The organism is Psychrobacter pacificensis (assembly GCF_900101915.1).
Lineage (GTDB): Bacteria > Pseudomonadota > Gammaproteobacteria > Pseudomonadales > Moraxellaceae > Psychrobacter > Psychrobacter pacificensis.
In genome coordinates, this window is sequence record NZ_FNAL01000018.1 from 1 (window position 1) to 14215 (window position 14215).

At 44.5% G+C, this 14215-nt stretch carries 13 protein-coding genes; 7 read left to right on the plus strand and 6 right to left on the minus strand.

Translation table 11 applies throughout. The annotated features are described in order from the left end of the window. Positions 1-315: IS30 family transposase (locus tag BLR43_RS10210; protein WP_057694202.1), on the plus strand; the 315-nt coding region annotated here is incomplete at its 5' end. A gap of 378 nt (positions 316-693) precedes the next feature. On the opposite strand, the gene BLR43_RS10215 is transcribed toward BLR43_RS10210, so the two are convergent. The 3 genes from BLR43_RS10215 to lipB all read right to left on the minus strand — a co-directional run bounded on the left by BLR43_RS10215 (position 694) and on the right by lipB (position 2921). Beyond that, complete coding sequence (locus tag BLR43_RS10215) at positions 694-1161, minus strand: hypothetical protein (protein WP_071001370.1); 468 nt, start codon at positions 1159-1161, stop codon at positions 694-696. Positions 1162-1339: 178 nt separating this feature from the next. Next, complete coding sequence (locus tag BLR43_RS10220) at positions 1340-1870, minus strand: inorganic diphosphatase (RefSeq protein ID WP_058024967.1); 531 nt, start codon at positions 1868-1870, stop codon at positions 1340-1342. Positions 1871-2063: 193 nt separating this feature from the next. Further along, positions 2064-2921, minus strand: coding sequence for a lipoyl(octanoyl) transferase LipB (gene lipB, locus BLR43_RS10225; protein WP_071001371.1), 858 nt, complete (start codon positions 2919-2921; stop codon positions 2064-2066). A 395-nt stretch (positions 2922-3316) separates the two neighbouring features. Between lipB and BLR43_RS10230 the strand changes: the two genes are divergently transcribed. From BLR43_RS10230 to pncB, 5 genes are all read left to right on the plus strand, one after another. Next, entirely contained in the window at positions 3317-4801 is a 1485-nt protein-coding gene (locus tag BLR43_RS10230; protein WP_071001372.1) for a coniferyl aldehyde dehydrogenase, read from the plus strand. A 345-nt stretch (positions 4802-5146) separates the two neighbouring features. Next, positions 5147-7075, plus strand: a complete 1929-nt coding sequence (locus tag BLR43_RS10235; RefSeq protein WP_083328793.1) for a glycine betaine ABC transporter substrate-binding protein — start codon at positions 5147-5149, stop codon at positions 7073-7075. Positions 7076-7138: 63 nt separating this feature from the next. Continuing rightward, a complete protein-coding gene (locus tag BLR43_RS10240) occupies positions 7139-8032 on the plus strand; it encodes an ATP-binding cassette domain-containing protein (protein WP_071001373.1) in 894 nt (297 codons plus the stop codon). Between the two features lie 314 nt (positions 8033-8346). Continuing rightward, positions 8347-10092 (plus strand): bifunctional peptide-methionine (S)-S-oxide reductase MsrA/peptide-methionine (R)-S-oxide reductase MsrB, encoded by a 1746-nt coding sequence (gene msrAB / locus BLR43_RS10245; protein ID WP_379542890.1) that lies wholly within the window; start codon positions 8347-8349, stop codon positions 10090-10092. A 295-nt stretch (positions 10093-10387) separates the two neighbouring features. Next, a complete protein-coding gene (gene pncB / locus BLR43_RS10250; RefSeq protein WP_071001375.1) occupies positions 10388-11614 on the plus strand; it encodes a nicotinate phosphoribosyltransferase in 1227 nt (408 codons plus the stop codon). Position 11615: 1 nt separating this feature from the next. Here pncB and xseB read toward each other — a convergent pair whose 3' ends face one another. Next, complete coding sequence (gene xseB, locus BLR43_RS10255) at positions 11616-11861, minus strand: exodeoxyribonuclease VII small subunit (protein ID WP_071001376.1); 246 nt, start codon at positions 11859-11861, stop codon at positions 11616-11618. A 58-nt stretch (positions 11862-11919) separates the two neighbouring features. After that, a complete protein-coding gene (gene xseA / locus BLR43_RS10260; RefSeq protein WP_071003576.1) occupies positions 11920-13452 on the minus strand; it encodes an exodeoxyribonuclease VII large subunit in 1533 nt (510 codons plus the stop codon). A gap of 44 nt (positions 13453-13496) precedes the next feature. On the opposite strand from xseA, the gene BLR43_RS13635 reads away from it, so the two are divergent. Continuing rightward, positions 13497-13661, plus strand: a complete 165-nt coding sequence (locus BLR43_RS13635) for a hypothetical protein (RefSeq protein WP_156770944.1) — start codon at positions 13497-13499, stop codon at positions 13659-13661. Positions 13662-13679: 18 nt separating this feature from the next. On the opposite strand, the gene BLR43_RS10265 is transcribed toward BLR43_RS13635, so the two are convergent. Continuing rightward, entirely contained in the window at positions 13680-14048 is a 369-nt protein-coding gene (locus tag BLR43_RS10265; protein ID WP_071001377.1) for a hypothetical protein, read from the minus strand. Positions 14049-14215 lie beyond the last annotated feature (167 nt).

Genomic DNA, 14215 nt, shown 5'->3' on the forward strand with positions numbered 1-14215 from the left:
ATGATAGAACTCTTAGCGCCAGTGAGGTTGCAGGTTAAGACCATTACCTCTGACAATGGTAAAGAGTTTGCTCAGCATAAGAAGGTGAAACAAAAGCTCTTTAGCCCTTTCTTCTTTGCCGATGCTTATGCGTCATGGCAGCGAGGAACCAACGAGAATACCAATGGCCTTATCAGAGAGTACTTGCCTAAGGGTTGTGACTTTAGACAAGTCTCTGATAATGAAATACAGGACATTGAGAACAAACTAAACAACAGACCAAGAAAACGATTAGGGTTTAAAACGCCTATGCAGGCGTTCTATAATATTAATTAGCGTTGCACTTGGTGTGTTAATCTAAGAGTGAAAAAAACTGCAAAAAACCCATAAAAATAAGCATAATTAAATGGCGATAAATCGTTTAATAGATTAACCATAGTTTTATGAGAAATATAATGATGCTCTTCTGTCATTTTTTATGTTCACCTTAATTTTTTTAGGCTATACCCCAACGGAACCAACTATCTCACCCTTCAAACCTATTAATAGACTACTTAAAACAGACTGGTATAATGGAACCACTTATAACAGACTAGCGAAACCAGCAGGCCTTGTTAGGCTTTTCTATTGTCCAGCCCGTGAGTAATAATACTCGCAGGCTACAGTATCAGCGATAAACGGTTCTATAAAAAGTATCGCGATCCAGTACGTTACTTAACCAAACACTCGCCACAATATCCAAAATATACCTATCATCAAGACAGCGATAACGAGTAATCGTTTTAGCCAATAAGGGAGTAAAGGTTTTTTATAACCCAAGTCATTGAGTTGACTGTCGACACCCGCTTGTAAGCTTTTAAACCCTTGCCCTGGCTGAGTAGATTTAACACGGTTTTTTACTAATGGACCAGGCTCATCTTCGATCTCTTGCTCTCTATCGAAACTAATGGCCTGATTGGGGATACCTTGTTTGCTGGCGATGGTATTGAGCTTTTGCTGTTGTTTTACTTTGAGTGCAGTCTCATAGGCATCAATCCTAGTTTTGGCTTCATCCATACTGATGTTTTCGTCTGCCGCCAACGTTTTGATGGCCATTACCAAGTTGTTTTTTTCGACCATCATGATGACGTCTTTTGGCAACTTGGTATTGACCGGCTTTTTGCTAGGGTCGGGGTTAAACATGGCTGTCCTTATTACGGCGTATGCGTGTGAATGAGTAGTCGCGTTTATTATAACCATTTTACATACAGAGTATTCAAGTTACACACAGAGTATTCAAACAAAAAAATACCGCGATCACATTGCGATCGCGGTATTTTGGTATTTATCTATGATTAGCATTTATGCCAATTTTAATAAATTATAGGTCTTTCCAGCGTTGGATAGATTCTTTGATGACTTCTTTGGCTTCGCTCACATCACCCCAAGACTCAACCACAGTAGTGCCCGCTTTTTTCAGGTCTTTATAGTGGCTGAAATGGAACTCTAGTTGGTTGATTAACTGCTTTGGCAGATCTTCTAGGCTGTTGTAAGCATTACCTGTGTCACGGTCGTCAGCAGGTACGACAACGATTTTGTCATCGACTTCGCCATCATCAACAAACTTCATGACACCGATGACTTTTGCTTTTAGGAAAATGCCAGTCGGTAGCGGCTGCTCAGTCAAAATCAATGCATCTAGCTCATCACCATCTTCGTCAAGCGTTTGTGGGATGAAACCATAGTTACATGGCTTAGCAAAAATCTGTGGGTCAATACGATCAAGCTCAAATACTGCCAATTCGCGATTCCACTCAATTTTATGACTGCTACCAGTTGGGATCTCTACTACTACGTTGATGATACCGCCGTCTACGTCGCCTGCGTCCAAAATTTTATTAAAATCTGCCATGAAATACTCCAATTTGCTTTTGTTTTAGAGGTTTGAATGATTGATTTAGCTAGGGATACTGCAAAATTTTTACCGCACCCGATTTGTACTGGGTGCGATTATAACAAGTTTGGTCCAAATTTTCTCTTAATGCTTAAGTCTAAGCGTGCAAGATATTATGCAAAAAAAGATTATGCAAAAATGGACTCAAAACTCACTTTGGCGCTATTGCTCGTAGTTCAATCAGTCCAGCATGACGCTTGGCGATATTGTCGATAAGTTTTTGAGTAACTATCTTGTAGTTTAATGTGTCGCTGATTTGTTGAGTCGTTTGTGTTTCTGACTCTTTTTGCTCTGAATCTGTCTGCATGGCCACAAAATCAGACAAGCGCAACATCTGCATCCCCGCATAACCGCAAGGATTGATAGCATTAAATGCTGACAAATCACAGTCTAAGTTAATTGCGATACCATGATAGCTAAAACCATGCTTAATCTTAAAGCCCAATGACGCTATTTTCCCAAGCATAATCTTGTCATCCAAAGAGTCGCTACTGGCTGGCATGCCATCTGCATCATCCGCCATATTCGTTACAGGTGACTCCGCATACAGATATACACCAGGCGCATCACGGCGAGCATGGGCGCTGATATGCTCACTGCTAGCAGATGGTGAGTGACGCAGACAATCATTTACCACATCCTCTATCGCCTGCTCAGCATGGGAGACCAGATGGCGTACACTCCAGCCCAAACTGTTTAAGTCAAACAACCAGTAAAGTACCAGCTGTCCGTGACCATGCCAAGTTACCTGACCACCGCGGTCGGTCTTGATGATAGGCGTGTCGGTGCGCTGCAAGATGTGTTCTTCTTTGCCTGCTTGTCCAAGCGTATAAACATCGTTGTGATCAACGATCCATAACTCATCAGGCGTGCGCAGTCCTTGCTGTTTTTTTAGATCGATACGTTCGAGAGTACGTGACAGCATGGCATCGAGAGTGGGAACATAATCGGCTGCTGACAGAGATTTACTGATCAGCATGTCATTGAGCGGTTGTGTGTCGTTTTGCATGAGCGTGTCTGTCTTATGATTGTCCAGTGTAAAGGCGGAGGATGCCGATGGCTAGTGTAGCAGTTTTGGCAGGTATCGCTCAAAGATTATATGCTATCACGCAGTCTAAAAGACAGTTAAATAATAAGGGTGAAAAGTCATGAAGGATTCATAAAAATATTTATATATCATTGAGTTAGCTGATAGGTAGACAACACTAGTACAGACGCACTAGTCAACCAAAGAAGCTGTTCATTGCGCAGTCAATGCGCTACATTAAAGTTTGATAAGCAAAACCGAATAAAATGTACGGTCAGGGCATATAACGGATGCGCGCGTCTGACTAACAAAGTAACACCATAATTCAATAAACATAGTGAGCATGTGACATCATATGAGCACGACAAGGAAGATAAATGACAGATAGCAACCAACACGCCCATGAGCAGGCACCAACCGATGCAGGTTTTTCGCTGCAGCGTATGCCTGAAGCACTGAGTACCGCAAAAACCATCGATGAGATGAAAGCGCAATTTGCGCGCTTACAAATGCTAAGCCGTAAGCAGCCGATCAATGATTGGGGTACTCGTGAGACCCAGCTAGATAATTTAGAAGTGATGCTGAGCGACAATCAAGAAAGCTTTGCAAAAGCAATCAGCGCAGACTTTGGGTATCGTAGCCAATCAGAGACTCAGTTTGCCGAGCTGTTCCCGAGCTTCACAGGTATCAGTCATGCCAAAAAACACGGCAAAAAGTGGATGAAAACGTATCGTGCGCCTATTTCACCCCTATATATGCCCGCTCACAATGAGATTCAGCCGCAGCCATTGGGGGTGGTCGGTATCATGGTGCCTTGGAATTATCCGCTGTTTTTGGCGATTGGTCCGATGATTGATGCGCTTGTCGCAGGCAACCGGGTCATGGTCAAAATGAGCGAAGCTGCGCCGCAGTTTGCTCAGACATTTGCTGATGCCATTTCTCGTTATTTTTCGCCCGATATGATTTGTGTGGTGCTGGGTGAGGTGGATATTGCGGCCGCCTTTAGCGAATTACCATTTGACCATCTACTCTATACTGGGTCTACTGCGGTCGGCAAAAAAGTCATGGCGGCTGCGGCACCTAACTTGACCCCAGTGACGCTTGAGCTTGGTGGTAAGTCACCAGTGATTGTATTGGATGATGCCAATCTAGAGTCGGTGGTCAACCGTGTCATGATGGGTAAAACACTAAATGCAGGTCAGACGTGTATTGCCCCAGATTATGTATTGATTCAGCGTCAATATCATGACCAGTTTATCCATTTAGCAAAAGAGTGGATGGCCAAGCACTATCCCAATATCGAAAACAATCCAGACTATTCACGCATTATCAATGGTGAGCAGTTTAAACGGGTCAAGGGTTACCTAGACGCGCTAACAGGTGTTGAGATACACGCACTTACTGCAGTTGAGCCCAATATCGAAACGCGCTTGATGCCACCTGTGATTGTGAGCGAGCCTGCGCCTGATAGCGATCTGATGCAAAATGAGATTTTTGCTCCGATTTTGCCGCTGATGCATTATGAGACATTGGATGATGCGATTTCTTTCGTCAACGCGCGTCCACGTCCATTAGCGCTATATGTCTTTAGTGACAACTATAGCAGCATCGAAAACGTGCGTAACAATACCGTCTCTGGGGGTCTATGTATCAATGAAGTGATCATGCATGTCGCCCAGCATGACTTGCCATTTGGTGGGGTTGGTGATTCTGGTACAGGTGCTTACCATGGCAAAGCAGGTTTTGAGCGTTTGAGCCATATGAAACCAGTTTTTGTACAAACTAAGCTTAATGGTCTCAATTTCTTATTGCCGCCTTATGGTGGACTGTTTAAAAAGGCGATGGCATTGTTTTTGAAATAATTGCTCTATGGGAGTTATTCAAAAATTGATTTTGAACTCTCTTCATTCGATACCTATATCTATAGCATCTATCAAAATAGGTGCTATTTTTTTGTCAAAAAATCAAAGGTTAGCATTGGGAAAAGGTTTATTAATGATAGTGTTATATCTGCATGGCATAAGGTTTAACCATCTCAGCAATCGAAAAATAAGCATTTGTTATTACTCCTATAAGTCGCTACACTTTGTAGTAAGTCTAAACAACAGTGAATGATTCATAGATGTTGTGAGTCAATATGGCATCGTGATGCTCTGTGGTTGTGATACTTCTTTCATGTCAGTACAAAACAATAAATAGGACAGAACATGCGCCAATGGATTGCATTAAGTTTACTGTGTATGAGCGCGTTGTTGCTGCCTTTATCAGCATCCGCAGCTTGTGAGTCACCGATCAAGTTTGGCGCACTGACGTGGGAGAGCGGACAGTTTACTTCTGGGGTGCTTAAATATATTGCTGAAGAGGGTTACGGTTGTACGGTAGAAGAAATGCCAGGAGCAGGACCTGCGCTTGAGACCGCATTGTCTCAAAACGATATTCAGATCATCGGTGAGCAGTGGATTGGACGCTCACCAATCATGGAAAATGCCATCGAGCAGAACAAAGTGGCTGTCATTGGCGATACACTCAAAGGTGGCGCAACCCAAGGGTGGTATGTCCCAAAATATGTATTAGAAGAAAACCCAGGGCTACGTCGTTATCAAGACTTGCCCAAATATGCTGATCTATTCAAAGACCCTGAAGATCCGAGCAAATCTCGCTTTATGAATTGTCCTTCTGGATGGACCTGTGAGATTTTTAATACGCGCCTTCTAAAAAATACGGGGCTTGATAGTATTTTTAATAATGCTCATCCCGGTACGGGCGCTGCGCTCGATGCTGAAATCGCCTCTGCTTTTGAGCAGCATAAGCCACTATTGTTTTACTACTGGCAGCCTACGGGCCTAATGGCAAAGTATGACTTTGCTGCTTTAGAGTTCCCAGATCACAAAGATGCCTGCTGGCAAGACCTATTACTCGCTGACGGCACGTCTGATTGCGTATCAGGCTTTCCCGTATCGCCTCTTGGTATTGCAGCATCGACCCCATTTATCGACACCAATCCTGAGCTGGCAGAGGTCTTCAAAAAGATACAGTTTACGCCTGATGAGCTGAACGGCGCTATCTTGGAGATGAGTGAGAGTAAGCGTAGTGGCGATGAGCAGGCGTTGGTGTTTTTGCGTGATAACCCAGACGTTTGGCGCGGTTGGTTGTCTGAGGAAGCTGCTACCAATCTTGCGACTAAGCTAGGTGTCAGTTTGGACGGTACCACCTCGATTGATGATACTGCTTCTACTATGGATCAGTCGGTATTATCATCCAGTTTTCCATCATGGTCACTTGAGACCCCGCTCAACAATGCCTTATCAAGCGTCGTCCAAAACTACGGAGACGTATTTCGCACTATTAGCACGGTGACACTTACGTACTTGCTCTTACCTATTGAGCGATTATTAACGATTATTCCGCCTTGGCTGATTATCGCCTTAGTGGCTGTATTGGCGTGGTTTGGTGTACGCAAGATTTGGTTTGCGTTGGCATGCGGCGCGGGGCTATTTTTGATTGGTGCTTTTGGGTTATGGGGCGCGCTGATTGATACCTTAGCGTTACTCATCGTGTCAGTATTGGTCACGGTGGTGATTGGTATTCCTATCGGTATTGCCATGTCGGGTAGCAAGCTGCTGCGCAAGATTGTGACGCCAGTACTCGATGTGATGCAGACGATGCCAAGCTTTGTGTATCTCATACCGGTACTGATGCTGTTTGGTATTGGTAAAGTGCCTGCACTTTTTGCAACGGTTATTTACGCGCTGCCACCACTGATTCGCCTGACAACGTTGGGTGTTACCCAAGTGAATCATGAAATGGTCGAGGCAGGACGCTCTTTTGGTAGTACGCATTTGCAGCTACTCATTTGGATCAAGCTGCCACAAGCACTGCCCAGTATTATGGCAGGTATTAATCAGGCGGTCATGATGTCACTTGCGATGGTGGTGCTGGCGTCGATGATTGGTGCCCCAGGCCTTGGTGAAGATGTATTGCAATCTATCCAAACGCTTAATATCGGGCAAGGCTTACAAGCGGGTATGGCGATCGTTATCGTTGCCATTATCATTGACCGCATTACTCAAGCCTTTGGTCAAGGAAAGCGTGCTCGTCAAAAAACGATCAAAGCAGGCAGGCGTCCGATTGGGTAGAAACTTGTCCAATAGTCAATGAGTAAAGCCAGCATAAAAATCAAGCAAATAGCGAGAGTCACGATGAATCATATCCAGCTAAAAAATATCAGTAAAATCTATAATGCCAATAGCACGCAAGCCCAGTCTGCAATGGCGTTACTGGCTGAGGGTATGGATAGCGTTGCAGTTAAAGAACAAACTGGCTACTCGGTGGGGCTCTACGATATCAACTTGAATATCAAGGCAGGCGAGCTACATTGCATCATGGGGTTGTCAGGCTCTGGCAAGTCGACCTTGATACGTCATCTCAATCGATTGATTGATCCAACCAGCGGGGAGATATGGGTTAACACGACGGTCAATACCAAAACGCATGCCAAGGATAATACTCAGGCAAACACTGCGCCAGTAGACGAAAGCTCATCTAACGCTATCAATATTTTAGAACTTAATGATAAACAATTGCAGCACTACCGCCAGCAAACGGTCAGCATGGTTTTTCAGCATTTCGGCTTAGTTCCGCACATGACTGTGATTCAAAACGTCGCTTATGGTCTGCGTGTCCGTAAAATGAGTGTGAGCGAGCGTCATGAGATCGCGCGTTATTGGCTCAATGAAGTAGGGCTGACCAACCTAGAGCACAGCTACCCTGATGAGTTATCTGGCGGTATGCAGCAGCGAGTTGGGCTGGCTCGTGCGCTAGCAACGGACAATCCCATCTTATTGATGGATGAGGCATTCTCTGCGCTTGATCCGCTTATTCGCGCGCAGTTGCAAGATCAATTATTAGAACTACAAGAGCGCCTGAACAAAACCATCGTTTTTATCACCCATGATATCGATGAGGCTATTAAAGTTGGTCAGCGCATCAGTATTTTAAATGGCGGACGCTTAGTACAGACAGGAACACCAAGCGACTTAAGACACAATCCTGCTGATGATTATGTCGAGCAGTTTATGCGTGCCAAAGCTTAATTGGGATTGATGAGGGTGTCAGATACTTCTCTATCAGCACTCTTACTATCCTGTTAAATAAGTGTAGCTATCAACAGCTTACTATTAAAGTAGGCTCCAGTAGCGTTGTATACTATTAAGATGAACTAATGCGTCTCAACCATCAGAATCACTGTCTCTCCACCATTTTTCAAAGTCTTATCTCTTTAACTTGAGTTCCCTCATAATAGAATTTTGAGCTATTTATCGCTCATGGTTGCCAAAACTCGCACCATTCGTAACAAGGACATGTCATGTCATATAAAAACAATCAAAAAAATAGTAATCATGAAGAAATTAAGAAACCTCGCTCACCAAGCTGGCTAAAAAATGTTAGCGCCTTTAGCATGACAACAGTGCTAAGTGCAGGCATATTAGTCGCCTGTGGCCAGATGAGTAATGCAGAAAGCAGCGCAAGCAGTAGTACCAAATCAGGTAGTCAAAATACTGGTGTCACAAGCTCTCGTGACATGTTGCCTTCCGACATGCTCAAACAAATGCAAGCATTGCCGCAGCTAACGAGCGGCTTAGGCGACACAGGTGCGGCAGTGATTGATCCTAATAAGCCAACCTTGGTAAAATTTTGGGCGAGTTGGTGCCCGTTATGCTTGGGAACGTTAAAGGAGACTGAGACATGGCGCACTGATCCTAAATTTTCAGGGCTGAATGTCATGACTGTCGCCAGTCCTGGTCACCTGAATGAAAAAGCGGATGGTGAGTTTAGTACTTGGTATGCAGGCGTACAAGCGGACCACCCAAACTTGCCTGTCTTGACTGACCCTTCAGGTGAACTTATCAATAAGCTTGGTGTACAAGTTTATCCAAGCTGGGCTATCCTTGATAAAAATGGCAATCTAGTACACTTGGTAAAAGGTAATATATCAGTAGAGCAAGCCTACGCACTTGCCGAAAATGCAGATAATGGCTTCGCTGAGCTCAAAGCAGGTAACGCTAAACCTGCCAATGCACAAGCATCAGATAACAATAAAATCGAAACCATCAAGCAAAAAGATGGCGTGTACTACAATGAGACCGGCAAACCAATCAACACCCGCTCAATCTACCTTGCAGGGGGCTGTTTTTGGGGTGTTGAAGCTTATATGGAGCGCGTTGATGGCGTCATCGATGCCGTATCAGGTTACGCCAATGGCGATACAGCCAATCCAAGCTATGAGCAAGTCATTCGTGGCTCAGGTCATGCAGAAACCGTAAAAGTTACCTATGATGCCGACAAAACAGACCTCGATACCATCTTAAAATACTATTTCCGAGTGGTTGATCCAACGAGTCTGAACAAGCAAGGCAATGATCGCGGTGTGCAGTATCGCTCAGGTGTGTATTACACTGACAAAGAAGACAAAGCGGTGATTGATGCTGCGCTCAAGCGTGTACAAAGCAAATATGAGCAAAAAGTCGTGGTCGAAAATGAACCCTTAGATAATTTTTATTTGGCTGAGATGTATCATCAGGATTATCTGGCAAAAAATCCAAATGGCTATTGTCATATTGATTTGAGTCTTGCTGATGATAAGCCTGAAGGGGCAGCTCGCACCAAGCTTGCGCCAGTTGAGACTATTGCTGAGACGTTAGATCCCAAGCGCTATGCTAAATTTGACAAAGATGCGCTAAAGAATACCTTGACCAAAGCGCAATACAATATCACGCAAGAGGCTGGGACGGAGCGTGCTTTTAGTCATGAATATGACGATTTATTTGCACCAGGGATTTATGTCGACGTGGTGAGCGGTGAGCCGCTGTTTTTGTCGACTGATAAATACCAGTCAGGGTGCGGCTGGCCCAGCTTTACCAAGCCTATTGATATGCAAGTGATTACTCAGCATCAAGATACGGCATTCAATATGGTACGTACTGAGGTGCGCTCGCGCGTAGCAGATTCACATTTAGGTCATGTATTTTCTGATGGTCCAAAAGACCGTGGCGGGCTGCGTTATTGTATCAATGGCGGGGCGCTACAGTTCATCCCAGTCGATGTGATGCCGCAATCGGGCTATGCACCATTGGTAAAACTGGTGAAATCATAGTCGTTTTATTGCCACCTTTGAATAAATAAAAAAGACGTTAAGTTCACTCTTAGCGTCTTTTTTGTACCATGTACTGTTAGATATTCGATGATCATTTTCGCTAGTTGTACGAATTTTGCTGCAATCTCATGCGAACTCTGACATCAATACCAAACTTCGTTATACTGGATGGTTTATGGATGACGCATACTTTATGGGCGTCTATTATCCAGATGTTATTTATTATTCAGACATAAGGTCGCTTGGTTGATTCGGTGACACTTGTTTCTCATTTCTGCACTTTTAAGGCCATAGCATGACTGCTACTTATTCACCTATTATTACCTCACTGCTTGATAATGATTTGTACAAATTTACGATGTTGCAAGCCATGTTGCATCAATTTCCGCAGACGCATGGGGTCTACCGTTTTCGCTGCCGCAATCATAAAGACACCGCTTATCCACTCGCCAATATCAAAAAAGATCTAGAGCAGCAACTAGACAGTCTGTGTGAACTGCGCTTTTTGCCAGATGAGCTGGACTACCTACGTGGTTTGCGCTTTATGCGCTCAGACTTTGTTGATTATCTAGAATTATTTAAGTTAAAACGCCGGTTTATTACCGTCAGTATCGATGAAAAAGGTCGTTTGTCTATCGACATCGAAGGGCCGATGATTCAGGCAATGTTCTTTGAAGTATTTGTGCTGGCTATCGTCAATGAGCTTTATTTTAATGCGTTATCTGACGATAGTGTGATTGTAGAAGGACAGCGCCGCCTTGATGAAAAAGTGGCATTGCTGCATCAATATGCGGCAGAGCAGAAAAAAGAAGATCGTAATACGCCGCCGTTTATCGTCGCTGATTTTGGAACGCGTCGACGCTTTAGCAAACGCTGGCAGGCGCATGTGGTAGAGACACTATACAAGGCTGCGCCAAAAATCGTAGGCGGTACTTCTAATGTATATCTGGCAAAGCAGCTTGGCATGACGCCGATAGGCACGATGGCACATGAGTTTATGCAGGCATTTCAGGCATTGGATGTACGTCTGCGCGATTCACAAAAGGCAGCGCTTGAAGCATGGGTGCATGAATATCGCGGTGATTTGGGTATTGCATTGACAGACGTGGTTGGTATGGATGCGTTCTTGCGCGACTTTGATTTGTATTTTGCCAAGCTCTTTGATGGGCTGCGTCACGATAGTGGCGACCCTTACATCTGGGGTGATAAGGCAGTGGCACATTATGAAAAATTAAAAATAGATCCAAAGACAAAGATTTTGACTTTCAGTGATGGGCTGGATTTAGAAAAGGCTTGGGAGCTGCATCAATACTTCAAAGATCGTATTAGAACCAGCTTTGGCATTGGCACCAATTTGACCAATGACATGGGCATCACACCGATTAATATCGTGCTCAAATTAGTAGAGTGCAATGGTCAGCCAGTGGCCAAGCTGTCTGATAGCCCAGGCAAGACCATGATCAATAATGACACGTATCTTGCCTATCTACGCCAAGTCTTTGAAGTTGATGAGCCTGAATAAACTAACTGTCCGTGCTGCTAGTAGATTTTTCTTCGGCGAAGGCCGCATCCAATGCTTGCTGTACCGCGTTAATACGGGTTTCGCAAACGCGATAAGCCGCAATAGACTCTTCAACCGTGGTCATCAGATTATCAATATCAGGCTCGTCTTGTTGCTGTAATTCGGCCGCATTGGTTTTTAAAATATCGTAAGCCGCCTTAAAGGTTTTTGGGGCGGCTTTTTTGCGTCTGCGAGTAGGGGTGGTCATAAAATTTCCTAATTGTTAAAGGTAAGTAGATAAGTAGTTGTTAGATATTATTATATGATTAAATGGGCATGTCTGAGGTTTCAGTCGCTTTCTTGTCGATATTGACATCGATAATCTGCGCTTTTGCATTGCCATCTTTTAAAATGATATTGACGGTTTGCTCAGGAGACAGTTGGGTGCTGGTCGTGAGCGTTTGGTTGTTTTTGGCATCCGTGAGCATGGCATAGCCTTGTTTGAGCACGCGAGACGGGCGATGTAATAGCACAATATCACGTAGATGTTCGCTATCACGCTGTGATTGTATGACTTGCTGCTGCACGTTTTGCATAATCGATTCTTGATGAGTTTTGCTATTGGTCGCGGCTTTCGTCAGTTGTTGACGTGCCGAGGTTTGCGTTTGTGTATATCGCTCAGCCGTCAGTCTAGCGGCTTGCTTTACTTGACGCTGTGCGCTTTGTTGAATGCTGCGCCACGCATAATCATTGTCTTTTCGCAGAGCGGTGAGTTGCCCAATAGTTTGCGACTGTATTTGGCTCAACTGGCGTGTGCTTTGTTGTTCCGCCGTATTGAGTTGGCGCTGAGCGGCTTGTTTGATTTGCGCTTGATATTGTAGCGTCTGAGTGACGAGCTGGGCTAAATGACTATGGATAGCGGCAATCACTTTTGAGGGCGTATCAAAGCTGGTGTGCGCCACTTCATCTAAGATGACTTTGTCACGCTCATGACCGATACCCACCCAGACAGGCACAGGCTGCTCAGCCACCAACGCTGCCAGCTCATAATCATTAAGATAAGCCAAATCACCAACCGCACCGCCGCCGCGAATAATCACCAATAAATCAGGCAAACGCTGATAAATTTCATAAAACTGCTGCTGAGCACTAACGATGGCTTGGCGTATCTCAGCGGGTGCATGATTGCCTTGAAAAGTCGCATTATGGTAGTGGAAATGACAAGCACCTGTACTGGCTAAGCGATCCGCATCTGCTTGAAAGTCACCCAATCCAGCCGCCTTTTCAGGCGCGATGACCAGCACATGCTCGATATCAAAAGGGGTAGGCAGCTGCTGATTGAGGTGTAATAGCCCTTCGCCTGTTAAGCGATCAACCATTTCTGCATACTGCCGTGCCAAGTCGCCTAGGGTATAGCTGGGATCGATATCCTCAATCGTGATTGAAAAACCGTACTGGGGATGGAATCCTGCCGATACTTTAAGGAGTACGGTCAAGTCACGCTCAAGCGGCATACCCGTTGCGCGCTCAAACTTGGCTAATACACGAGCCGCTTTAAAGCGCCAAAGGTTGCCGCGGCAGCTGGCGACCACTTTGCCATCATCGTCTTTTTCTGCCAATTCAAAATAATAGTGACCACCCTTGCTCGACAGATTACGGATTTCAGCTTTGACCCATACCCGGTGGTCAAAGGTCTGTTTGATGACCATTTCAACCGCGGATAAGTAATCACTCAGGCGTAGGACCGTATCCTCTAAATGGTCTTCTTGCTCAGCGAGCTCGGCCTCTAGAGTGGCCAAATCTTTGGCAGGTGCGAGTACTTTGGCCTGTTTGATATTTGAAAGGTTAGGTTTGCGCATGATATAAGACCAAAGATAATGAAAATATAAAGACTGATGAAGATATGCTGAATACGATAGCGGATAGTTTAACCCAAAAGGGCGCGCACAAAAAGCAAAGCCAACAAGCTTTGATTGATATATCATCCATATCGCGGCTTGTTGGCTATTCCATCAATCACAGTATGTCAGGTGATGCTAGAGAAACGCAAATGGCGTCGCTCATTTAGAGAGTTGCTGATAGAGAGTTACTGGCAACGAAAATTGATCTTGTATTCATAATCATCATTGCGTGACAAATCTGGCGTGCCCGTGCCAAAGATTGAGCCGACCACGGAACCCACTTGCCCAACCATACGGCCAGTACGTTCATTTAAGATACCATTATATTTGACATTGTCATCAACAATAATGACTTGTTTGCTTCGACAGGTTTTTTGCGCACTATCAATTGCATTTTGCTGCGCTTTGACTTTGGTATCAGCGATTCCTGTGGTTTCATAAATAGAGTTGGCACGTTGAATCACTGGTGATGATGGCGTGCTTTGACAAGCGCTTAAAACGAGCGCACTGGCCAATATTGCACCTAAACTGGCAGTTTTGTTAAAGGTATTCATAAATAATTCCTAATGTATATAAACAGAACGTCTTAGCGATAGGCAAAGCTTCATGAATGTAGCGCATCTAGATATTACCTGTCTAGACGCTTATTGTGTGCGGTATTACAGCAGTATTACCTATCCAATTTATGACAAAAAAAGCGTGCTTAAATAAATCATATACT